This window comes from Bradyrhizobium embrapense (assembly GCF_001189235.2).
Taxonomy (GTDB): domain Bacteria; phylum Pseudomonadota; class Alphaproteobacteria; order Rhizobiales; family Xanthobacteraceae; genus Bradyrhizobium; species Bradyrhizobium embrapense.
This window is the reverse complement of the sequence record NZ_LFIP02000005.1, coordinates 38,926-61,898: the sequence shown is the minus strand read 5'-3', so window position 1 is coordinate 61,898 and position 22,973 is coordinate 38,926. Positions and strand designations below refer to the sequence as shown.

Annotated in this window: 22 protein-coding genes and 1 pseudogene; 12 read left to right on the top strand and 11 right to left on the bottom strand. The window is 63.9% G+C overall.

Features of this window, described 5'->3' with window-relative positions:
• The first annotated feature begins 8 nt into the window (after window positions 1-8).
• The 3 genes from AKN83_RS22980 to AKN83_RS22970 are packed head-to-tail and all read left to right on the top strand — an operon-like array spanning window position 9 to window position 2,775.
• Window positions 9-1,031, top strand: coding sequence for a quinone oxidoreductase family protein (locus tag AKN83_RS22980; protein ID WP_050401786.1), 1,023 nt, complete (start codon window positions 9-11; stop codon window positions 1,029-1,031).
• 2 nt (window positions 1,032-1,033) lie between these two features.
• The gene (locus tag AKN83_RS22975) at window positions 1,034-1,393 is read left to right on the top strand and encodes a cupin domain-containing protein (protein WP_050401785.1); all 360 of its coding nucleotides are present in this window, start codon (window positions 1,034-1,036) and stop codon (window positions 1,391-1,393) included.
• Between the two features lie 23 nt (window positions 1,394-1,416).
• Entirely contained in the window at window positions 1,417-2,775 is a 1,359-nt protein-coding gene (locus AKN83_RS22970; protein ID WP_050401784.1) for a dicarboxylate/amino acid:cation symporter, read from the top strand.
• Here the strand turns inward: AKN83_RS22970 and AKN83_RS22965 are convergent.
• A complete protein-coding gene (locus AKN83_RS22965; RefSeq protein ID WP_050401783.1) occupies window positions 2,772-3,674 on the bottom strand; it encodes a LysR family transcriptional regulator in 903 nt (300 codons plus the stop codon). The two genes, AKN83_RS22970 and AKN83_RS22965, sit on opposite strands and share 4 nt — an antisense overlap.
• 123 nt (window positions 3,675-3,797) lie before the next feature.
• Between AKN83_RS22965 and AKN83_RS22960 the strand changes: the two genes are divergently transcribed.
• Both AKN83_RS22960 and AKN83_RS22955 read left to right on the top strand, forming a co-directional pair.
• A complete protein-coding gene (locus AKN83_RS22960) occupies window positions 3,798-4,736 on the top strand; it encodes a ring-cleaving dioxygenase (protein ID WP_050401782.1) in 939 nt (312 codons plus the stop codon).
• Window positions 4,733-5,362 (top strand): alpha/beta hydrolase, encoded by a 630-nt coding sequence (locus AKN83_RS22955; RefSeq protein ID WP_050401781.1) that lies wholly within the window; start codon window positions 4,733-4,735, stop codon window positions 5,360-5,362. Before AKN83_RS22960 ends, AKN83_RS22955 begins: the two co-directional genes overlap by 4 nt.
• A 59-nt stretch (window positions 5,363-5,421) precedes the next feature.
• On the opposite strand, the gene AKN83_RS22950 is transcribed toward AKN83_RS22955, so the two are convergent.
• The 8 genes from AKN83_RS22950 to AKN83_RS22915 form a co-directional block, all read right to left on the bottom strand.
• Entirely contained in the window at window positions 5,422-7,023 is a 1,602-nt protein-coding gene (locus tag AKN83_RS22950; protein WP_050401780.1) for a Na+/H+ antiporter, read from the bottom strand.
• Window positions 7,024-7,031: 8 nt separating this feature from the next.
• The gene (locus tag AKN83_RS22945) at window positions 7,032-7,727 is read right to left on the bottom strand and encodes a YoaK family protein (protein WP_050401779.1); all 696 of its coding nucleotides are present in this window, start codon (window positions 7,725-7,727) and stop codon (window positions 7,032-7,034) included.
• A gap of 1 nt (window position 7,728) precedes the next feature.
• Entirely contained in the window at window positions 7,729-9,150 is a 1,422-nt protein-coding gene (locus AKN83_RS22940) for an alginate export family protein (protein ID WP_083992209.1), read from the bottom strand.
• Between the two features lie 8 nt (window positions 9,151-9,158).
• Window positions 9,159-10,112, bottom strand: a complete 954-nt coding sequence (locus tag AKN83_RS22935; protein ID WP_050401778.1) for a VOC family protein — start codon at window positions 10,110-10,112, stop codon at window positions 9,159-9,161.
• Window positions 10,113-10,144: 32 nt separating this feature from the next.
• Entirely contained in the window at window positions 10,145-10,579 is a 435-nt protein-coding gene (locus AKN83_RS22930; protein ID WP_050401777.1) for a DoxX family protein, read from the bottom strand.
• A 1-nt stretch (window position 10,580) separates the two neighbouring features.
• Window positions 10,581-12,458 (bottom strand): amidohydrolase, encoded by a 1,878-nt coding sequence (locus AKN83_RS22925; RefSeq protein ID WP_050401776.1) that lies wholly within the window; start codon window positions 12,456-12,458, stop codon window positions 10,581-10,583.
• Entirely contained in the window at window positions 12,455-12,739 is a 285-nt protein-coding gene (locus AKN83_RS22920) for a XapX domain-containing protein (RefSeq protein WP_050401775.1), read from the bottom strand. Before AKN83_RS22920 ends, AKN83_RS22925 begins: the two co-directional genes overlap by 4 nt.
• A gap of 132 nt (window positions 12,740-12,871) precedes the next feature.
• Entirely contained in the window at window positions 12,872-13,510 is a 639-nt protein-coding gene (locus AKN83_RS22915; protein ID WP_050401774.1) for a hydrolase, read from the bottom strand.
• Between the two features lie 335 nt (window positions 13,511-13,845).
• On the opposite strand from AKN83_RS22915, the gene AKN83_RS22910 reads away from it, so the two are divergent.
• Window positions 13,846-14,661: an alpha/beta fold hydrolase gene (locus tag AKN83_RS22910; RefSeq protein ID WP_050401773.1), complete on the top strand. Its 816-nt coding sequence runs from the start codon at window positions 13,846-13,848 to the stop codon at window positions 14,659-14,661.
• Between the two features lie 14 nt (window positions 14,662-14,675).
• Window positions 14,676-15,302, top strand: a complete 627-nt coding sequence (locus AKN83_RS22905; protein ID WP_050401772.1) for a hydrolase — start codon at window positions 14,676-14,678, stop codon at window positions 15,300-15,302.
• A gap of 18 nt (window positions 15,303-15,320) precedes the next feature.
• On the opposite strand, the gene AKN83_RS22900 is transcribed toward AKN83_RS22905, so the two are convergent.
• On the bottom strand, window positions 15,321-16,244 hold the full coding sequence (locus AKN83_RS22900) for a helix-turn-helix domain-containing protein (RefSeq protein ID WP_050401771.1): 924 nt from the start codon (window positions 16,242-16,244) through the stop codon (window positions 15,321-15,323).
• Window positions 16,245-16,438: 194 nt separating this feature from the next.
• Here AKN83_RS22900 and AKN83_RS22895 point away from each other — a divergent pair, with 194 nt between their 5' ends.
• Both AKN83_RS22895 and AKN83_RS22890 read left to right on the top strand, forming a co-directional pair.
• Window positions 16,439-16,870, top strand: a complete 432-nt coding sequence (locus tag AKN83_RS22895; protein ID WP_157113517.1) for a hypothetical protein — start codon at window positions 16,439-16,441, stop codon at window positions 16,868-16,870.
• 92 nt (window positions 16,871-16,962) lie between these two features.
• Complete coding sequence (locus AKN83_RS22890) at window positions 16,963-19,824, top strand: ATP-binding protein (protein ID WP_050401769.1); 2,862 nt, start codon at window positions 16,963-16,965, stop codon at window positions 19,822-19,824.
• Here AKN83_RS22890 and AKN83_RS22885 read toward each other — a convergent pair.
• The gene (locus AKN83_RS22885) at window positions 19,821-20,762 is read right to left on the bottom strand and encodes a ring-cleaving dioxygenase (RefSeq protein ID WP_050401768.1); all 942 of its coding nucleotides are present in this window, start codon (window positions 20,760-20,762) and stop codon (window positions 19,821-19,823) included. The two genes, AKN83_RS22890 and AKN83_RS22885, sit on opposite strands and share 4 nt — an antisense overlap.
• A 363-nt stretch (window positions 20,763-21,125) precedes the next feature.
• Between AKN83_RS22885 and AKN83_RS22880 the strand changes: the two genes are divergently transcribed.
• The 3 genes and pseudogenes from AKN83_RS22880 to AKN83_RS22870 form a co-directional block, all read left to right on the top strand.
• Window positions 21,126-21,839: an alpha/beta fold hydrolase gene (locus tag AKN83_RS22880; protein ID WP_083992181.1), complete on the top strand. Its 714-nt coding sequence runs from the start codon at window positions 21,126-21,128 to the stop codon at window positions 21,837-21,839.
• Window positions 21,761-22,363 carry an MBL fold metallo-hydrolase gene (locus AKN83_RS41300; protein ID WP_244522091.1) on the top strand — a complete coding sequence of 201 codons (603 nt, stop codon included), beginning with the start codon at window positions 21,761-21,763 and terminating at the stop codon, window positions 22,361-22,363. The genes AKN83_RS22880 and AKN83_RS41300 overlap by 79 nt, the downstream gene beginning before the upstream one ends.
• 93 nt (window positions 22,364-22,456) lie before the next feature.
• Window positions 22,457-22,898, top strand: a pseudogene (locus AKN83_RS22870) (IS481 family transposase); the annotation flags it as partial.
• Between the last annotated feature and the right edge of the window lie 75 nt (window positions 22,899-22,973).

The window sequence follows — 22,973 nt, the reverse complement described above, 5'->3', positions numbered from 1 at the left end:
AGCGCCCCATGAACATCGTGACCGGACCGAAATTAGACCTTGGCATCGATGCGACCAGCGTGCGGCTCAACGCCAAGGCCGCCGATGCTGCATCGATCGAACCCGTCATCGAACGGCGATCCTTGTCGCGACAAGCTGACGAGGTTGTCGTCGCCATCGAGGCCGCCGGCGTCAACCCGTCCGACGCGAAGGCCGCCACCGGACTGATGCCGTATGCGGTATTTCCCCGAACCCCGGGCCGCGATTTCGCCGGACTGGTGGTCGACGGGCCGCGGCAATGGATCGGCAAGTCCGTGTTCGGCAGCTCCGGCGATCTCGGCATCCGCCGCGACGGCACGCACGCCTCGCATCTCGTGGTCGAAGCGGCGGCGCTGGTCGAGAAGCCGGACGGCATCTCGATGGAAGAAGCCGCCGGGATTGGCGTGCCGTTCGTCACCGCCATCGAGGGCTTCCGCAGGTCGGGCATGCCGAAGCCGGGCGAGCATGTCGTCGTCATGGGCGTCAACGGCAAGGTCGGACAGGCGGCGGTGCAACTTGCGACCTGGCAGGGCGCCAAGGTGATCGGCGTGGTGCGCAAGGACGAGGACTATGAGGGTCACGCCAACGCGCCGATCGAGGTCGTCAACTCCGCCGCGACCGACGTTGCCGAGCGTGTCCGCGAACTGACCGGGGGCAAGGGTGCCGACATCGTCTTCAACACGGTCGGCGATCCCTATTTCGACGATGCCCACCACTCCCTCGCAAAGGGTGGACGCCAGATCCTGATCGCGGCCGTGCACAAGATCGTGCAGTTCAACATCCTCGAATTCTACCGCGGGCGGCACACCTATGTCGGTATCGACACCCTCGCCTTCTCCTCGGTCGAGAGCGCCGACGTCCTGCGCAGCGCACTGCCCGGCTTTGCCGGCGGCTTCCTTCGTCCGTTTCCGATCGCGGAGCGCTCGATCTATTCGCTCGCCGACGCCAAGGCGGCTTATGCCGCTGTGATCGGGTCGTCACGCGACCGCATCGTGCTGCGCCCGGGAGCCTGATCATGCACGTCGTCCGCTTCGCCGAGGCGCCGGCCTACACGGCGCCGGGGCATCATGACATGGCGATGGTCCGTGTGCAGGGACGCGAGGCCGGCCCCTCCTCCGACCTGTGGATCGGCGTCTCCGTGGTCGCGCCGGGCGGCGGGACGACCCAGTCCGCATCGGCACAGGAGAAAATCTATGTGTTGCTCGACGGCAAGCTCAGCATCTCGAACGGCGAGACCGAGATTGAGCTCGGACAATGGGATTCCTGCCGCATCGCCGGCGGCGAGGACCGGCGCCTGACCAACCGAACGAATTCGCCCGTGACGGTTCTTCTGGTGATGCCGCTCTCGGCAGAAGAACGTCAGCGAGACCAATAACAGAATTTTCGAGGGAGGAATAGATGAGCGCGAGCGCGAACCAGGAGCCACGGAAGAAGCGGCCCTTCTACACAATCTTGTACGTGCAGGTCCTGGCGGCAATCGTCGTCGCCATCGCGCTCGGCCACTTCTGGCCCGGCATCGCGGTCGACATGAAGCCGTTCGGCGACGGCTTCATCAAGCTGATCAAGATGGTCATCGCGCTCGCGATCTTCTGCACCGTGGTCACCGGCATCGCCGGAATGTCGGACATGAAGAAGGTGAGTCGCGTCGGCGGCAAGGCGTTGCTCTACTTCGAAGTCCTCTCGACCCTGGCGCTGCTGATCGGATTCATTGCCGCCCATGTGGCGACGCCCGGCGCCGGCTTCAACGTCGATCCCGCGACCCTCGATGCCAAGGCCGTTGCACAATATGCCGGCAAGGCGAAAGAGCAGACCATCGCCGAGTTCCTGCTCAACATCATCCCGAACACCGTCACCGACGCCTTCGCGCGCGGCGACATTCTTCCCGTGGTGCTGGTCTCAATCCTGCTCGGCTGCGTGCTGTCCCGCCTCGGCGAGCGCGCCAGGCCCGTGCGGGACATGATCGACGGGGGATCGATGCTGATCTTCGGTGCCATCAATGTGATCATGCGCTTCGCGCCGATCGGCGCGTTCGGAGCCATGGCGTTCACCGTCGGCCGCTACGGCATCGCCTCCCTCGGCCCGCTGGTCAAGCTCGTCGGCCTGTTCTACCTGACGTCCGCCGTGTTCGTGTTCGGCGTTCTCGGCCCGATCGCCTGGTGGTCCGGCTTCAGCATCTGGAAGTTCCTCATCTACATTAAGGAAGAGATCCTGATCGTGCTCGGGATGTCGTCGTCCGATCCGGTGCTGCCGAGCCTGATGGAAAAGCTCGAACGCCTCGGCTGCTCCAAGCCGGTCGTCGGACTCGTCGTGCCGACCGGCTACGTGTTCAATACCGACGGCTCGTCGATCTACATGACACTTGCCGCACTCTTCGTTGCGCAAGCCACCAACACCGACCTCACGCTCTCGCAGCAGATCGCGATCCTCGCCGTCGCCATGCTGACCTCGAAGGGCGCGAGCGGCGTGACCGGCGCGTCCTTCATCGCGCTGGTCGGAACGCTGTCGGTCGTTCCGACCATCCCGGTCGCGGGCATGGCGCTGATCCTCGGCATCGACCGGTTCATGAGCGAGGCTCGCGCGCTCGTCAACGTGATCGGCAATGGCGTGGCGACGATCGTGATCGCGCGGACCGAGGGCGAACTCGATCCGGCCCGGCTGAATGCGGTGCTCGACGGCAATGCGACAGGCGACGAAAGAGAGGTAACGCCGGCGGCGGTGGTCGATGTCAACCCGCTGCCTGCTCGCAATCAGGTCTAGTCCCCTCGCCTATCGGCTGATCCGAACCGGTCGACGAGGAAATCGATGAAGAGGCGAACCTTGACGGCAAGATGTCGCGTGGGCGGATAGACCGCGTAAAGCGTCAGCGGCGGGGCCGAATAGTTCGCAAGCACGGCCTGGAGGCGGCCATCCTTCAGCGCCTCCGCCGCGATGAACTCCGGAATCAGCGCGATACCCTTGCCCTTGACCGCCACGTCGCGCAACACCTCCGCATTGTTGACGCACAGCGACCACGCCGGCTGGATCCAGTGGACGCCGTCGCTGCCGGTCAGCTTCCATTGGTTGCCCGTCAGCAGGAAGCCGTAGGTCAGCGAGACGTGGTCGCGCAGGTCCTGCGGATGGAGCGGCGTGCCATGACGTTTCAGATAGTCGGGCGATGCGCAGACCAGCCGCGGGACCGGAACGATCTTGCGCGCGATCAGGCTCGAGGACTCCAGCTCGGCGATACGCAGCGTGACATCGAAGCCGTCCTGAACAGGGTCAAGAAGATCGTCGCTCAGCACGAGTTGCAGCTGGAGGTCGGGATACTTGGTCATGAAATCGGCGAGCGCAGGCCCGAGGCGCATCGTGCCGAACGACATCGGCGCATTGACGCGCAACAGGCCGCGCGGCGCCGATTGCAGCTGGGTGACCGCCTGGTCCGCGGCGTCGACGTCCGAGAGGATCACGATGGCGCGCTCGAAATACATCTGACCGTTTTCGGTCGGACTGGCGTGCCGGGTGGTGCGGTTCAGCAATTGAACCCCAAGGCTCTCCTCGAGATCGCCGACATATTTGCTGATCGCCGACCGCGAGAGCCGCATTTGCCGGCCGGCCTCGGCGAAGCTGCCGCTTTCGACGACCTTCACGAAGGCTCTCAGGCTGGCCAGCTTGTCCATTTACCCCTCGATTGTCGCCAAATCGTAGACATAGATGCCATGAAAGCATGAATTGTCCTCAGAACAAACCCGTCCGATATGTACCGGCGAAATGATGTTGCTCATTCGAGCTGGAGGAAAAACATGTCAGGACTTCACCACGTCACGGCCATCGCCGGCGATCCGATCCGGAATTTCGGCTTCTACACGCGGGATCTCGGCCTGCGGTTCGTCAAGCGGACGGTCAATTTCGACGATCCGGCCACCTATCACTTCTATTATGGCGACGAGACCGGCCGGCCCGGCACGATCCTGACGTTCTTTCCCTGGCAGGGCGTGCCTCCCGGCCGGAGGGGCGTCGGCGAAACCCACCAGACTGCGTTCCGCGTGCCGCAGCGCTCGCTCGGCTACTGGACACAGCGCTTCCTGGAAAAGGGCATCCATTACGAAGCGCTGGAAAAGCGGTTCGGGGAATCGGTTCTGCCGTTCACGGATCCGGACGGCATGGCGCTGGCGCTCGTCGGCGTGCCGGGCGCTGAGGACGAGCCAGCCTGGAGCAACGGCGACATTCCGGCCGAGCATGCGATCCGCGGCTTTCACGGCGTGACACTGCTGCTCGACAATGCCGGGAAGACCGCGGCGGTACTGACCGACGTGTTCGGCTTCAAGGAGACGACCCGGGAAGGCTCCGTGATCCGCTACAAGGCGGCGGGCGACGTCAACGGAAGCGTCGTCGACATCTATGAGGCGAAGGGATTCCTGCGTGGCCATCAGGGCGGCGGCTCGGTGCACCATATCGCCTTCCGCGCGGCCGACGACGCCGAACAGGCCAGAATGGCGCAGCGGCTGGTGGAGAATCACGGGCTGCATCCGACCGAACAGAAGGACCGCAACTACTTCCGCTCGATCTACTTCCGTGAGCCGGGCGGCGTGCTGTTCGAGATCGCAACCGACATTCCGGGCTTCGCCGTCGACGAGCCGGTGGAGACGCTGGGGCACGCACTGAAGCTGCCGCGCTTCCTGGAGTCGCACCGCAAGGAGATCGAGGGCGTGTTGCCGAAGCTGGAAGGAGCCGTGTCGTGACGGACGCCACCTCATTCGTCTATCGCTTCGAGAAAGCCGGCAGGGCCGACGCGCCGCCGCTGCTGCTCCTGCACGGCACCGGTGGCGACGAGACCGACCTGTTGCAGCTCGGAGCCATGATATCGCCGGGCTCCGCCCTGCTCTCGCCGCGCGGCCGCGTCCTCGAACACGGCATGCCGCGCTTCTTCCGACGCCTCGCGGAGGGCGTGTTCGACGAACAGGACGTGCGCAAGCGTGCGCTCGAGCTTGGGGAATTCGTCGAAGGCGCGCGGCGGCGCCACGGCATCGCGGCGCCGGTCGCGGTCGGGTTTTCCAACGGCGCGAACATCGCCGCTGCGCTGCTGCTGACGAAGCCGGAGGTGCTCGCCGGCGCGGTGCTGATGAGGGCCATGGTGCCTTTGTCGGACCCGCCCAAAGCCAGGCTTGACGGCAAACCGGTGCTCATCTTGTCGGGACAGGCGGACCCGATCGTTCCACCTGGCAATGCGGCCAGACTATCGGCAATGCTCGCGGATGCGGGAGCAAAGGTGATTCTCAGGACCTTGCCGTCCGGTCACCAGCTGTCGCAGGCGGACGTCAATCTGGCCCGCGATTGGATCGCCGGTGTCGATGCCCGGGTTGCCTAGATTGATGCGAGCCGAACTGTCACTCCGGCAGTTCGGCTCCATCACCTTGGTCACGCCCGTCAGCCGCCTTCCATCACATCGACCACGCGCGCAGCGAACAACTCCTCCTGATCCAGCTCTCCTTCCAGCCGGTGCATGATGCTGTCGTGAATGCGCCCCCCGTTGAAGAGCTCCAGGAGCCTGCTGCGGCCGGCATCCACCGCGATCAGCACCGCACGATAATGCTGAAGCCTTCGCTCTTCATGCGGCTCTTTGGCGAGGGCATGGTCCTCAGCGACCGCCAGACGATGCCCGTATTGTTCGACGAGTCGCGGATGCGCATGATTCCCCTCGCCGTCAAGAGAATGCGCGCGGATGGCCTCGAACTGGGCACGCGCGATTTCGGCGCGAACCATCTCTTCCGACAGCGTTTCCTCCCCGCGCAGCAGGAATTCCTTCCCTGTCAGCGTCTTCGCCACCGGACCAAGCGTCAATCCGAGGACGACGATGGTCGCGGCGACAACGCAGAAGGTCACGAACAGGATGACGTCGCGGCCCGGAAAATGCTCCGGCAATGACAAGGCGGCAGCAAGACTGACGACCCCACGCATCCCGGCCCAGCTCATCACCAGCGGAACGGCAAGCGGCGGATAAGGATCCCGCGCCCGGAGCGAGGGGATCAGCGCCCGTGGAATGTAGGCGGTCGGGAAAATCCACGCGAACCGAGCCAGCACCATCACCACAAAGATCGTCGCGGCTGCCGGCGCAAGCGTACGCACGATCCCCCAATCCGAGCCGAAGCGGTGGAGCACGCCGCGAAGCGCCAATCCCACCAGCACGAAGACCAGGGCCTCCATCACGAAGGTCACGACGGACCACACCGCGAGCGCCTGCACGCGGGACGCCGCGCTCAAGGCCTTGTGCTGCAGGCGGCCGAGGACCAGCCCGCACGCAACTGTCGACAGCACGCCCGACACATGCAGGCGATCGGCCAGCAGATAAGCCGCCCAGGCGGACAGGAAGGTCCACACCACGGTCAACCTGGCATCCGTCAATCGTCCGGCGACGTAGGCGCAGATCCAGCCGAGCGCAAGACCGATACCGACGCCCACGGCCGAAACATAGACGAAGCTTGCCGCGGCCGCCCCTGCGCTGAAGGCGCCGGTCAGGGCAGCGGCAACAGCGAAACGAAACAGGACGAGGCCCGACGCGTCGTTGATGAGGCTCTCGCCTTCGAGCAGCACCGCGATGCGTGGCGGAACATTGAGATGGTCGAGCACGGCGCGCGCGGCGACGGCGTCGGGCGGCGAAACGATCGCGCCAAGCGCAAAGCATGCGGCCCAGGGCAATGCCGGGAAGAAGACGTGCGTCACGACGCCGACCAGCAAGGTCGTCAGCACGACGGCGCCGACCGCCAATTGCAGGATGATGCGGAGATTGGCCCGAAAGTCCGGCCACACCGTAAAATAGGCACCCGACAGCAGGAGCGGCGGCAGGAACAGCACCATGACGAAGTCCGGGTCGAATTCCACTTCGGGAAGTCCCGGGACAAGTGCCAACACGATGCCGGCCAGCACCAGCACCGACGCGGACGGCAGCCGCAACCGCCGCGCCACCGTGTCGAGCACGACGGCAATCATCAAGAGCAGCAGGATGGTCTGGAAGGCCTCGGACGAACTCATCGCGAGCGCTAGGCCGTCTTTTCGGGCGCGGGCTCGGGACCTGCAAGAAAAACCGCCGGCAACGCGAGAAGCGGAGGCAGGACGAAGCACCAGGTTCCGAACTTGGCATAGAGGCAGGCGCCCGCCGCGCACCCCAACGCGAACGCGGCGACGCTCGCCGCCATCTTGCCGAGGCGAGGCCTGGCAACTGTCAGGACGGAAGCCGGCGCACGACGCAGGACGTCGGCGATATCGATCATGATCTGGGTCGTCGTTCCCGTCATCAGCGTGCTGGGCGGATCGGTGCCCATATGGATGCGGTGAGCCGCGTTCTGGATGGCCATCGCGGCAACCAGAAGCATCCCGGTCACGATCGCCTGCCAGCTGTCGCCCTGCACGAACGGGCCGAAAGTGGCGGCGGCCGCACCACCCGCAGCGAGCAGCAGCGTCTTGATGGCCAGCATCGAGCGGAAGATCGGCAATCCCATCGCAGGAAGATAGAAGCTGAAAACCCTGGTCACGATCACGACAGCGCAGAACACGGGAAGAGCAAGCAGCTTTGCCAGCGCCCCGGACGTTCCGAGCACGATAGCGGCGCCGAACGTGACGAAGTTGCCGGTGACATGCGCCGTGAACAATCCTTGAAGGGCAAGGAAGCCGGCCGTGTCGACGAAGCCTGCATTGAGGCTCATCAGCAGAGCGAGAAAGGAAACGGGCTTTGACATGCTACCAGCCGTACTGGAGTTGGACACCGAGATAGTTGCTGGTGTGCCCGCCGGCGCCGAGGATCGTATTGCCGACGGCGAAGTGTACCGCTTCGACCGCGCCGGTGAGATGTTCGTTGAAAGTGTAGTCGAGGCGCAACTGCCCGTAGGCTCCCGTCCACGCGCTGCCAGTACCGGCCGTACCGGCAACAGGCACATTCGGCTGCACATAAATTGCATCCGCCGTCGTCTGCCGCCACTGGAAGGCAACCGCCGCCATGACTTTCAGCCGATCCGTCGGATTGACGAGGATCGCCGGCTTGAGATGGATCAGATTGGTGTATCCGGTATAGCCGCCGAGCGTGAAATAGTAGCCGTTCGGAAACAGCGGGTTGAAGGTCTCGACCACGCCGTCTCCGGGGTGGCGGTCGCCCGATGCCGCGTCGAATTGCAGGCCGATCCGAGGCTGCCACGCCACATCGGAAAACGTGTAGCCGGTCCGCGCGCCGACCGCCCAGGCCCGCACGTCCGTCCTACCGACCTGGCCGGCCTGTCCCATCGCCTCGAGATCCCAGTCGAACCCGGCGCCCTTGCCTGCGAACCGCACGTCCAGGATATGCCGTTGCTCGTCGCCGCGCGCATCGAGATATTTGGCGTCGCTGCGCTCATAGAGCGAATAATAGCCGGACAGCTCGTCGTTTCCGAACACCTTCCGCTCGACGCGCAGGGTGCTGAACTTGAAGCGGTCGTTCGACGTATCGTCGAAGGGACGCACGTCGAAATATTGGACGGGCCGGCTGACGAAGCCGAGGATGCGCCAGGCACCGCTCTCCCAATCGGCCCAGATCGCATCGAAGGATTGGCGTACGTTCGGTCCGTCCCGTGACGACACGAAGCGCTGCAGGTCGAACGCAAAATCCTGACGACCGGCGCGCGCCTTGAAGGTGCCGGCCGCGGTGGTGTTGACATACTCGATGAACGCCAGTCGCAGATCGAGGCGATCCTGGTCGACCGAGGAGACGTTCTGTTTGTCGAAGGCACGATCGTCCTCGAGCTGGACGAACGCCCGCCAGTTTTCGTCGAAATGCACGTCGGCATGGACCTGAAGCCGTTGCAAGAGATAGCTGTCCGCAGGGCTGTTGCTGGTCCCGAACGCCGCCGCACTGTTGGACTCGAAGCGCTCGCGCAGCGTGGCTCCGAGTGAAATGTAACTCTTCGGGTCCGTGGCCCACAGCGGAATGTATTTGAGCCCGTCGAAGGCTTCGGTCCGCAACTTGGGATCAGCGAGCACCGACCAGTCCTCGGCCCATCGGTTGGCCTGGATCGCCGGACGCTTGGCCGCCGTATCATCCCCGTCCGCCGCAAAGGCGGCATGGATCGATGACGCGATCGCCAGAAGGGGCAATAGCGTCCTGACAATTCGCGTGTCGATCCATGCCGGCATAGCGACCATTATTTCAAGGCGAGCTCAGGAGGCTGCTGGTCGGTGCGGGCAGCATGTTTGGTGCCCGTCGAGTGGATCTCCGCAACGTAACCGCCCGGAAACTGCACGATCGCCGCAGACCTTCCTTCGGACGTGTAGGGCTCGACCAGGACAGCCGCTCCCGCCGACTTCGCCTTTGCAAGCGTCGCGCCGAGATCCGCGACCTCGTAGCCCGTCGTCTCGCGGCCATAGGGATAGGGGAGATGACCGTCGGTCACGAGGACGACCATCTTGCCGAATGTCGATTCAATGCGGATCCTCTTGTAGGTCTGGTCCGCCCTGCCGATCTCGATCCCGGGGGCTTTCGCGGTCTGCGACACGACCTTCCCGTGCGAGAAGGCGAGGAAGCTCCGCACGAATGCATCCGCCCTGTCGGCCGAAACATACACCCGGTTCTCCGGGACCTTCTCGAAGGCCGCGTAGTTCGGCTTGGTCGTATGCCAATAGATCTGCATGTTGACGCCGCCCGGCCACTGGATCACGGCATCGCGCCCGATCGGATCCGGGAAGGTCGAGACGATCACGTCGGCACCCGCCGTGCGGGCGGCCTTGATCGCGGCGTCCATGTCGGTGACCAGATATCCGTTCCGCTCTGCGCCAAACGGATAGGGAATCGGAGTCTTGAAGCCGAACAGCGAGACCGTGCCGACCGGTGTCTGAAGCAGCTGCGACGTCGTGCTGCTCGGCGTGGGCGTGACCGTTGCAACAACCTGCTTGGTGCTCTGGCCGCCGAACGTCGCGAGGAAGCTCGACACGAACTTGTCCACGTCCTCAGGAGCGACATAGACATGCGTCGTGTCGTATTGCGGCGCCACCGCAACCATCTCCCTGCCGGCTTTTCCGGTATCCCTGGCGACCGCCGGCGCCGCTACGGCAAGAGCCGCAACCGACAAGAGCAGGATCGATGCCGATAGCCGTTTCATGGACAACTCCTTGAGCGAGATTGGACTAGAATTCACTGATTCGACGAGGTTTGCGTCTTTTCAGCGCAGATTGTCACGACCACAAGGCCCGCGATGAGGCCGAGGTGTTCGAAGAACGCGTTCACTGCCACGAACCGTTCGTGGCCGACCAATTGCCAGAACGCATTTGCGGTCAGCATCGCCACGAAGGTGAGCACGCCAAGTCCGCCGGCGCCGAGCCAGACCAATCGATTCGCAATGACCAGTACCGAGCCGCCGAGCTCGACGACGATCGCCGCGACGGCCCACAGCCAGGCCGGCTGCAGACCGAAATGCGCCTGCTCGGCGACAGCCGCCGGAAAATCGGCGAGCTTCTCGATCCCGCCGATCAGGAATGCGGAGACCAGCGCGCCCCTGGCGATCGGCAGCAGCCACGGCCAGCACAGGATGGCTGCGATCCAACGCGGTGTGCCGGCCCCCGCATGCATCTCACACCGCCCAGCAGGCGCAGCCGAGCGCGCCCCAGAAGCTCTTGAGGTCGGCGATCGGCAGCCTGGCAGACCACGCGGTCGCATGATCATGGCCGTGCACGCCGCACGCGCTCGCGCAACCACACATCTGCATGGCCTGCGATTGAATCGCCTTGGCCTTTCCGTCCGATCCAACCCAATTGCCGTAGCCGCCGAAATTACGCACCGGCGACCAATCCGGCATCGCCGGCGGCGGCGCGTTGGTGTCGAGCGCCTTGAAGTCGCCTGCACCGTAGACGATACGGCCGCCGACCACCGTCAGGTCGCTCGACGTATCGGCGATCTCGGCCTCGCTGCACGAGAAATAGTCGCGATCCGGAACGATCAGATCGGCGAGCTGCCCGACCTCGATACGCCCCTTCTTGCCTTCCTCGTTCGAGAACCAGGTGACATTCTCGGTCCACATCCGTAGCGCGGTCTCACGGTCGAGGCAGTTGCGCGGCGGATAGAGCCGCAGGCCGCCGACCGTCATGCCGGTCACGAGCCAGGCGAGCGAGACCCAGGGATTGTAGGATGCGACCCGGGTCGCGTCGGTACCCGCGGAGACCTTGACGCCCTTGTCGAGCATCTTCTTCACCGGCGGCGTCGCTTCCGCCGCGCCGTAACCATAGCGTTCGACAAAATATTCGCCCTGATAGGCCATGCGGTGCTGCACCGCGATGCCGCCGCCGAGCGCGGCGATGCGATCGATCGACTGGTCGGAAATGGTCTCCGCGTGATCGAAGAACCAGTGCAGGCCCTCCAGCGGCATATCCTGGTTGACCTTCTCGAACACGTCGAGTGCGCGCGAGATCGTCTCGTCATAGGTTGCGTGCAGACGCCATGGCCATTTGTTCTGGACCAGGATGCGGACCACGCCTTCGAGTTCGCCTTCCATCTCCGGCGCCATGTCGGGACGTGCGACCCGGAAATCCTCGAAGTCGGCGGCCGAGAACACCAGCATCTCTCCGGCACCGTTGTGGCGGAAGTAATCGGTGCCCTGCTGGTATTTTGAAGTCCTGGTCCAATTCAGGAAATCGTCCTTTTCACCCTTCGGCTTCTGAGTGAAGAGGTTGTAGGCCAGGCGGATCGTGAGCTGCCCCTCGTCGGAGAGCTTCTGGATGACCGCATAGTCCTCCGGATAGTTCTGGAAGCCGCCGCCGGCGTCGATGGCGCCGGTGACGCCCAGTCGGTTCAGTTCGCGCATGAAGTGACGGGTCGAATTGACCTGGTAATCGAACGGCAGCTTCGGCCCCTTTGCCAGCGTGGCATAGAGGATGTTGGCGTTCGGCTTGGCGAGCAGGAGCCCCGTCGGGTTGCCCTTCGCATCGCGGATGATCTCGCCGCCCGGCGGTTCCGGGGTGTCCTTGGTGTAGCCGACGGCGCGCAGTGCCGCGGCATTGAGCATCGCGCGGTCGTAGAGATGCAGGATGAAGACCGGCGTATCCGGAGCCGCGGCGTTGAGCTCGTCGATCGTCGGCAGGCGCCGCTCGGCGAACTGGTGCTCGGTGAAGCCGCCGACGACGCGCACCCACTGGGGCGGCGGCGTGATCGCCACCTGCTTGCGCAGCATCGCCATCGCGTCGGCCAGCGACCACACGCCGTCCCAACGCAGCTCCATGTTGAAGTTGAGCCCCCCGCGAATGATGTGCAGATGGTTGTCGATCAAGCCGGGCAGCACGCGCCGGCCTTTCAGATCGATCACCTTGGTCGACGGCCCGGCCAGCGGCATGATGTCGTGGTCATGACCGACCGCGGTGAAGACCCCGTCCTTGATGGCGACGGCGCTCGCGGTCGGGTTCGACCGGTCGAGCGTCGTGAACAGGCCGCGATGAAGAATCGTATCAGGAGCGCTCATGACGCCTTCTCCGCAACATCTTTGGTTGTCTTGGCTTCCTCGGCATGCCGCCCCGGCAGCAGACCGAACATGTGAGGTGCGCACTTGGCCTGCCGCCACGCGGCGGCGAGGCCCTCACCAACGACGACCTGCCGGGCGACCGGAACGATCTGCTCGCCGATAAGGATGCCGAGCAGACCGACCAGGGCCACCAAGGGCGGCGCGGGCGAACGTACGTTGAGAAGGCTGTAGATGACGCCGACCAGCAGGCCGGCGCCAAGAGACAGAATGTAGATCTTCATCGCACCACTCTCGGAGGATGGAGAGAGAAATCAGGCGGGTTGAGGCGCGATGCGATCATGTCATCACGCCTCGGCGCCTGGCTCGAGCATCACCTTCCCGGAAAACCGCTTCGCGCTTTTCCGAATCGCGCTCTAGCCGGCCTCCGACGCATGCTCGCCGAGCGCCCACTTCGAGAAGCGGATCTGGATGCCGTAGGGCGAGTGTGCCTTCAGGATCTCCATCATGCCGTCATAGGTCTCGGTGCGCGCCCAATCCTGCTGCAACTCGAATGCGTACTGGCACGAGGTGATCGGAATAGCTCCCGCCTGCACCAGGCGCTCCATCGAGCGGTTGTGGCACTCGACCGACAGGTCGCCGCACGCGTCCGCCGGAATGTAGACCTCATAGCCTTCCTTCAGCATGTCGAGCGCCGGAAACATCACGCAGGCCTCGGTCCAGAGACCGCCGATCACGAACTTCTTGCGCCCGGTCGCAGCGACCGCCTTGCGGAAGTTGGCATTGAGCCAGGAGTTCATCGAGGTGCGGTCGATGATGTCGTGATTGGGGAACAGCTCGGCGACTTCGGGCATGAACGGTCCGGAGAACGAGTCCTTCGCAACCGTGGACAGCACGGTCGGAATCTTGAACAGCTTGGCGGCCTTCGCCAGGATCTGGACGTTGTTGAACACCCCGAGGCGATCGTGCGACTGGACGCCCTGGTACATCGCCGGCTGGTAGTCGATGAGCGCAATGGCACTGTTGTCAGGGGTCAGCATATCGAGTTTGGACATCGAGATATCTCCTTGAATTGACGATTGCCGGCCGGAGCGAATGACATCCAGCGTCCGAGCGGATTTGACTGTATGGCCCAGGGCGGCATCGCTGCTTGGACAAGTTGTTCGCTGCTTGGACGAAGTCGCGATCAATGCCGACGTGCGACAAAGCGGCTCCTGGCGATGCCCGGGATCACGCCCTTCGGAGCCTGCACGCTGCGGAAAGCCGAGACCGCGCGGCCGTACAAACAGCGCCGTTGCCGTCCAAGCCACGCGGGTTCCCATCCATGAGATTGATGGAGGATGGCCCGACGCCCCTGCGCGCGGCCGATCGCCACACAAGGGAGCACTCGATGGCGCTGCTGAAACTACGCGATGGTACCGACCTCTACTTCAAGGACTGGGGCAGCGGAAAACCGATCCTGTTCAGCCATGGCTGGCCGCTCAGCGCGGACATGTGGGACGCCCAGATGCTGTTCTTCGCCAGTCACGGCTTCCGTGCGGTCGCGTTCGATCGCCGCGGTTTCGGCCGATCCAGCCAGCCCTGGGAAGGTTACGACTACGATACGTTCGCCGATGACATCGCCGAACTCATCAAGCATCTCGAGCTCAACGACGTCACCCTGGTCGGTTTCTCGATGGGCGGCGGCGATATCGTGCGCTACGTCGCGCGCCACGGCGCCTCGCGGGTGTCGAAGCTGGCGCTGGTGAGCGCCGTGACCCCGCTGTTCGGCAAGACGGCGGACCATGACGGTGTCGACAAGGCGGTGTTCGACGGCATCAAGGCCGGCCTCGCCAAGGATCGTCCGCAATTCCTCGATGATTTCAGCCCGCTTTTCTACGGGACCAATCACGGCACCAAGGTCTCGCAGGGCGTGTTCAAGCAGACCCTGCAGATCGGCCTGCAGGCCTCCATCAAGGCGACGATCGATTGCGTGACGGCGTTCTCCGAGACCGACTTCCGCCCGGATATGGCGAAGATCAGCGTTCCGACGCTGGTGATCCACGGCGACGACGATCAGGTGGTCCCGCTTCAGTTCACCGGAAAGCTCGCGGCCGAGATGATCAAATCCGCGACGCTCAAGGTCTATCCCGGAGCCCCGCACGCAACCGCCACCACCCACGCGGACCAGCTCAACGCCGATCTGCTCGCATTCCTCAAGCCGTGACAAAGGGTGATCAGATGACCGACGCTCCCCTTCTCGAACCGAAAGACTGTGCGCTCCTGTTTGCAGACCAGCAGGCCGGACTCGCCTTCGGCGTGAGTTCGATCGACCGCCAAGTCCTGCTCAACAACGTTGTCGCCCTGGCCAAGACGGCCACGGCGTTCAACCTTCCGGTCATAGCCTCGACCTCTGCGACGAAAGTCTACAGCGGTCCGCTAATGCCTGCGATCAGTGCGGCTTTGCCGGGCATCGTCCCGATCGAACGGCGCAACATGAACGTCTGGGAAGACGATCATGCGCGCGAAGCAATTCTCGCGACCGGCCGGCGGCGCCTCATCGTATCGGGACTGCTGTCTGAAGCGTGCGTCAGCTTCGTGGTTCTGTCGGCGCTCGCCGCCGGGCTCGAGGTCTACGTGGTAGGCGACGCCTGCGGCGGTCTCACCGCGGCCGGCCATGACCTCGCGCTTCGCCGCATGGAGGCCGCGGGAGCAAAGCCCACATCATGGATCCAAGTGCTGCTCGAGTTGCAGCGGGACTGGACCCGCCATGAGACCTACGATCATGCGCGAGCCATCGTCGAAGCCCATGGCGGCGGCTATGGCATCGGACTGTCGTACGCGCGCGATATGATTCATCCGACCTAGCGCTTCGGCGGAAGCCCTTCAACCTTCGGAACGAGCCCTGCGCCAGGCGCCGGGGCTCGTTCCCACGCTGCGCGAGAAGACCCGGGTGAAGTAGCTCTGGTCACCGAACCCGCAGATCAGCGCGATATCCGCCAGCGGCAGCCTGGTGGTGCTCATCAGACGCTTGGCTTCATCGATCCGGAGCCGGGAGAGATATTCGTGGGGAGCGACACCGGTGCTGCGCCGGAACGCGCGGGCAAAATGGCTCGGCGTCAGCCTGCATTCGGATGCGACATCGGCGATCGTCAACCCGCTGGCGAGGCGAGCACGCATGATCTCCTTGGCGCGCCGCTCCTGCCACGGCGCCAATCCGCCCTCCTGAACACCTTCCCGCGAACAGAGATCGCCGTAGGTCTGCGCAAAATGGGCGAGCAAACTCAGTCCGAGCTGATCGACGAAGAGTTGATTGTTCGCGCTCTCCTCTTCGAGGGCGCTCAACAGGACGTTTGACAACGTGGACAGATATGGATCGCGCCGGTCACGCGTCCACTTCATCGTGGAGATCGGCTTCGCGCCATTCTCGTAGGCGAAATCATCAAGAGCGCGACGCGGGATATAGTATTGAAGCGCATCGAACGGGCCTCTGAACTCACACTGCGGATTGTCGCGCAAGTCGATGACGCTCACCGTTCCCGCACCGAACGATCCTGAATATCTCTGGCGGCCGGCGAGCCAGCATGAGTGCCGGTCCAGATCACCCAGTTGATGGAGGATGCTGAATGCCGGCTCCGACGGAATCGCAGCGGTCCGCTCACGAACAAAGCGGGTACATGTCAATCTCGTGATGGCAAGCGCGAGCTTGCCGTGGCGATTGATCTTGCGAACGCAATCGCCCTCCATTCCAAGATGCGAGGCGAGCCGACGGCCGTAAAAGCCATCGGTTAAGGTATCGGTGTCGTCCATCGGAGCCCCGTCGAGATTCTGCACACCCAGGCGATGGTTATCCCCGCCGCATCGCCTGGCCAGTAAATCGTTCCAAAACGTGCTTGCACACGCTGATGCGGCGTTTCCATGAACCGCCCTGAATTTGCAAGATTTTAGTTGGCTTCGACCTTCGGCCGCGAGAGAGTTGCCTACATCGATACGACGAGGATTTGATGAACGGCAATTTGGCTCAATTAGGAGAGGATTTGCGCCTCCATCTGTCCCACCTGCAAGTGAGCCTTGACAACATCAACGGACTGTTCGCCAGGGGCAGCATTGCTCACGAGGCAGAATTCGAGAGCCGGGCGCAGGAATTGCAGGCCGCCGTCAAGGAATCCTCCGAACGTACCGCCTCGCTGCACGAGACATTGCGCGACGGCCTCGAACGCTATGCCGCACTCACGCCGGAAACCCTGTCCGGATGGGTCAGCAAGCGGCAAACCGCGCAGCTTCACGCCCGCGCCGACCTGATCGAGCAAATGGCCGCGGTCGCGGTGGAATTGGCGGTGCTGTCCACGGTCGAGGCCGAACGCCTCACCGTGACCGCCATCATGGCCCGCCGGCAGGCGGTTGCCCTTCAAGTCGAGCGTAACGACCAGCTGTGACGTCCTGGTCCGCATGCGTCTTTGAGGGGATGGACACCCTCCAGGTCGTGGCGTAGTGAGGTCCCTTGAGAAGGCTCATGGCTGACTGAAGGATGCCTGATCGCGACGACAGACCAGAGCGTACGTTTCTATTTGGACCGTTTCGCCTTTCCACTTCGAAGCGGGTCCTGCTCGAGGGCGAGCGCGTCATTCGCCTCGGCAGCAAGGCGATCGAGATCCTGATCGCGCTGGTCGAGCGCGCGGGCGAGCTGGTGAGCAAGCGCGAACTCGTCGAGATCGCCTGGCCCGATACATTCGTCGTGGAAGCCAACCTGACCGTCCAGGTGGCGGCACTTCGTCGCGCGCTCGGCGAGGACGACAACGCCAATCAGTACATCGTCAACAGTCCGGGCCGCGGCTATCGCTTCGTTGCGCCCATCAAGGTGCTCGAAGAGGAGCGCCCGGCGATTGACCAGGCGGCGACGCAGGCGGCTCACAACCTGCCGGCGCAACTGAACCGGCTGGTCGGACGCGCCGAAGCGCTTCGGTCGATGAGACAGAAACTGGCTGACAGCCGCCTTCTCAGCATCGTCGGGCCGCCGGGCGTCGGAAAGACATCGGTCGCGCTTCGGCTGGCGGAGGCGATGCTGCCGCAGTTTCAGCACGGCGTGTGGCTGATCGACCTCGGCTCGATCGCGGATGCCTCGCTGATTTCGAGCGTGATCGCGTCCGCCCTTCCGATCGACGCCCGGTCGAGCGACGTCTTGCCCGGCATCGCGGCGGCGCTGCGTTACAAGAGTCTGCTTCTGGTGTTCGACAATTGCGAGCATCTGATCGACGGGGCGTCGGCCGCCATCGGCGAGCTGCTGCGCGGCGCCGGCGGCATCAAGGTGCTGACCACGAGCCGGGAGCCGCTGCGCATCGATGGCGAGCAGGTGTTCCGGCTGCCGCCCCTCGAGGTGCCTCCCATCGGGGTATCCCTCGGGCCGAAGGATGCCTTGGGCTATCCGGCGGTTCAGTTGTTCGTGGAGCGGGCGGCTGCCATCGTCAACGATTTCGAGCTGACCGAAGCCAATGCCCACTTTGCCGCGGAGATCTGCCGCGAACTCGACGGCAACCCGCTCGCAATCGAGGTCGCCGCCGCGCGCGTCGATGCGTTCGGCGTCAACGGACTGGCGGCCCGGATCGAGGACCGCATGCACCTGCTCGCGGACGCACGCCGCGGCACGCCGGCCCGACATCGTACGATCGCGGCGGCCCTCGACTGGAGCTACCAGCTGCTGTGCGAGCGCGAGCGATACGTTCTGCGCTGCCTCGGCATTTTCGCCGGCAGCTTCACCCTCGAAGCCGCCGTCTCGGTGATTCCGCCAGCCGAGGACGCCGACACCGCAGCGATCCTCGCCGATCTCGTCTGCAAGTCGCTTGTCTCGGTGGATATCGGCTCCGAGCGGACCCGATTCCGGTTGCTGGAGATCACCAAGGCGTTTGCGCTCGCCAGGCTGGTCGAACAATCCGAGCGCAACGAGCTCGCAGCGCGCCTTGCGGCCTGCGTTACCGAAATGCTCTGCAGGTACGCCGATGGACCGAAGCGGGTGCAGGCCCTGAGGGGGGCGGTCCAGGAACTCGATAATGTGCGCGGCATCCTCGACTGGGCGTTCTCGACGGATAGCCACGCCCCAGCGGGCGTCGCGCTTGCGGCCGCGGCGGTGCCCGTGTGGCTGGAGAACTCGCTCCTGACCGAATGCATCGCATGGACAACAAGAGCGATCGACGCGCTCGACCCGGCCATCGAGAGCGAACGCAACGAGATGGTTCTGAAGGCCGCTCACGGCCTCGCCGTGATGTTCACGCAGGGCATGACGGGCCAGTCGCGCGACGCGCTGAACAGGGCGATCGAGCTTGCGGCACGCCTCGGCGACCGGCAATGGGAGCTGAGAGCCCGGCTGGGCCTCATCGTGTTCCTGCACCGGCGCGGCGACTTCAAAGGCGCACTGCAGGGAACGGAGCGGATCGAGAGGCTCGTTGCCGACGCCGACGAGCCCGCGGCCCTGGCGATGACGAAGAGCGCGAAGAGTGCGTCGCTGTTCTTCCGCGCCGAGTATGCACCGGCCCTGGAGCTTGCACGCGAAGCCCACGAGTACTTCCGAACTCATAGTGACGTCTCGCAGATCGGCCGATGGGGATTGAATCATTCGGTCTATGCGCAATGCGTGACCGCGCGGGCCTATTGGAATTTGGGACGCTTCGATCGCACCGTTCGAGCCTGCCTGTCCGCGCATGCCGAGGCGGAGGAGACGGGTAATCCGACCTCGATCTGCCAGGCACTCAGCTGGTGCGGGGTTTCGCTGTTCCTGAGCCTGGAGGACCTCGACCAGGCGGCGTGCGCGATCCAGCGGTTCAGACAGGTGGCTCAGGATAACGATATCCAGAGCTACGTGTTTTCATCGATCGGCTTCGAAGGCAGGCTGCTCTTCCTGAGAGGCCAGATCGAGCCCGCCGAACGGCTGCTGCGAGAGGCGCTTTCGAAGCTAAGTGGCGCCCAATACGAGAATGTGTCGATCCCATTCATCGGCCGTCTGGCCGAGGTGCTGGCGGCGGATGATCGACCCGAAGAGGCGCTGCTGGCGTCCGCGGAATGCCTCGAGCGAACCAGGGCCACGGAAGCACTCTGGTTGCTGCCGGATTCGCTGCGGATCCACGGCGACGTCCTCGCTATCTTGCAGGGACCCAATTCGGAGTCGGCCGAGGCCCATTTGCGCGAAGCATTCGAGGTTTCCGAACGGCAAGGGGCCCTTGGATGGGAGCTCAGGTCGGTCGAAAGTCTCGCAGGATTCCTGCGCCGGCAGCGACGAGACAGCGAGGCTGCCGCGGTGCTCGAGCGGACGCTGGGAAAGTTCACTGAAGGTTTCGACGCCGTCCCGTTCCGGCGGACCAAGGCGATGCTCGACGAGTTGGCCAACCGCAAGCCCGCTTAGTTCAGCGGGGGCAAGATGGTTTGCAATTCCAGGCGGCGTTCCTCGAGAAAACCGGGCAATCTGAGACCCTCCCCCAGCTGATTGCGCGGCTCGTCGACCGCGAAGCCGGGTCCATCGGTTGCGATCTCGAACAGCACGCCGCATGGCGCCCGGAAGCCGACTGCAGTCAGATAGGTTCTCTCGATCGGCTCAGTTACGGCGATGTCGTGATGTCTTTGAAGCTTCCGGATCATTTCGGATTGATCTTCAACATTCGCCGAGCGGAAAGCAACATGCCTGATCGTGCCGCCACCAAGGCGGCCCCGCGACGACGCGCCCACCATCCGCAGCGTCAGCGTGCCTCCGGGACCGTCATGCGCGGCGAAACGGATCGAATCATCGGCCTGCGAAACGCGCTTGAAGCCGAGCACGTCCTGGAGGATATCGATGGTGGCGTCCTCCGAGCGGACGTTCAGCGTGACCTCGTTCAAACCCATGACCGCTTGAGCCGCATCGCTAGGTCCGGCGTCGTGACGATCCTGCACCGCTTCGACCAGAGCAAGCGTCGTTCCGTCGGGATCGGCGAAGCAGAGCAGCCGCTCGCCAAACGGCGAATGATCGAACCGGCATTCGACATTCGCGGCCGTGAGCCGCTCCGCCCACCATTCGAGCGATCCGGTCGGCACACGAAGTGCGGTCTGCACGACTTCCCCGACCCCGACCAATCCCTTCGCGACGCATCGCCACGCCAGGGTACTCAGCACCGTTCCCGGGCTCCCGGCGTCGTCGCCATAATAGAGGTGGTAGCTGCCCGGGTCGTCGTAGCAGACCGTTTTCTTGACTCGTTTCAGACCGAGAACGCCGGCGTAAAAATTCGCGGCACGCTGCACGTCGTCAATGATCGTCGTGACGTGATGAAGGCCACGGGAGGGCGAGCGCGATCTGTCTGGTTCGGCCACGATACGCGCTCACCGTTGCCTTGCTGAATAGTGCTGAAGAGAACCCTTCATAGCCGATACGCAATCCTCGATATGGCGATCCAAATCGCAGCCGAACGCAAATCGTCCTCCCCGCTCCCGCCAACGGCAGTCGCAGCTGTCTGATCGCTTATTGAGGCCGATACCGATCGGAATGTCTTGGATTTTCGCCCGATCACGTGAGGGGCCACACGGATTTGGGAGCCACGACCGGCAGCATCCTCACTTTCAACCAGGACGCAATCGTACAACCGCACGCCAGGATGTGCAATCAGCCGGACTGGTTTTGGATCAACATCGGAACAAAATCGATGCCACCCGCGCCGGTCAGGGATCAGATCGCAAATGGACGACGCCGGACACGACACGATCAGGGCCAACGGCATCCGCCAGCATTGTCGCCACGCGGGCTCCGGTCCACCGGTCATCCTGCTGCATGGCTTTCCCGAGACCAGCTACGCCTGGCGGTTCCAGATTCCCGAGCTTGCGCGGCGATATCGGGTGATCGCGCCCGACCTGCGCGGTTATGGCGACACCGACAAGCCTTCGACCGGCTACGACAAGAGGACGATGGCCAATGACATCGTCAAACTGGCGGAGGCTCTCGGCATCGGTCGGTTCGCGCTGATCGGGCACGATCGCGGCGCGCGGGTCGCCACGCGCCTGGTGAAGGACCATCCCGCGCTGGTCGACAGGCTTGTTGTGATGGACAACGTGCCGACGCGCGTCGTCGCGCGCGAGATGAATGCAAAGATCGCACGGCAGTACTGGTTCTTCCTGTTTCACCAGGTGGCCGACCTGCCCGAAGCGCTGCTGGCGGGCCGTGAAGAGATCTGGCTGCGTCACTTCTTCACCGACTGGTGCCACGATCCGCAGAGTATCAACGCTTTCCTGATCAACACCGGGGGCAAGCTCGTGCTGATCGACAGCGGCGCGGCAGCCTCTACGGCGACTGCTGCGGCCATCTCGTCGAAAACCTCATCGCCGCCGGCTATCGGCCCGAGCAGATCGACGAGGTCTATCTCACGCACCTGCATGCCGATCATGTCGGAGGCATAGCTCCGCACGGCAAGGTCGCATTCCCGAACGCGATCGTCAGGGTCAGCCAGAACGATCTCGACTACTGGCTCGATCCGAAAAGCGAGGACCAGGCGGCAGCCTTCCTCAAGCCCATGTTCGAAGGCGATCGCGCGTCGTTGAAGCCCTATCTGGATTCCGGCCGCGTGCGGCCGTTCCAGCCGGGCGCAGAGCTGTCACCCGGAATTCGCGCGATCCCGACGTTCGGCCATACGCCGGGCCACACCTCCTACGAGGTCACGAGCGGACCGCATCGGCTGCTGGTGTGGGGAGACCTCGTCCACGTCGCCCCGATCCAGTTTCCCGATCCCGCCGTGACCGTGACCTATGACAGCGATCCGCTCGCGGCCGAGGCAAGACGCATGGCAGAATTCTCGGATGCTGCGCGAACTGACACCTGGATCGCCGCTGCCCACATTGCCTTTCCGGGCCTCGGACACGTCCGCGCCACGGACGGCCGGTTTGAATGGATCCCGGCGAACTACACGACAGTCCTGCGGCCCTAGCTGCGAGCCCGACCGAAGGTGAACAACATGGCAGGTCTCTTTCGTCCCATAGCCCTCGGCGACCTCAGCTTCCCGAACCGGATCGTGATGGCGCACCTGACGCTGAAGCAGGAGGCGACCCGGCCACCGGGCGCGAATATTCTACAACAACAGGGCCGCTTCGATGCCTTCGTCCAGGAGTTCAACACGGAAAGACCACACGAGGCGCTCGACATGAAATGTCCGGCGCAATTGTATGCGACTTCACCGCTCCGCTATGACGGCTTGCCCGAACTGTCCTATCCATTCCATGACCGCGACGTCCTCGTTACCGCCTGCGGCCGGCTCTGCCTGCATCGCAAGAGGATCAACATCTCGACCGTGCTGGCCGGCCAGAAGCTCGGCATCAAGGAAGTCGACGAGGGCATCTGGCTCGTCAGCTTCATGCACTACGATCTGGGATATTTCGACCTGGAGCAAAAGACCTTGCAGCCCCTCGACAACCCATTACGGCCCCAAGCCCGTTACCGATGTCCCCGGTACGACGGTGCTCTGACCGAGATGCACTCTCGCTCATTGTTGGCATGGCAGCCACTTGCTTGGCCGCGCTGAGCAGTCAACCTCCGAAGCC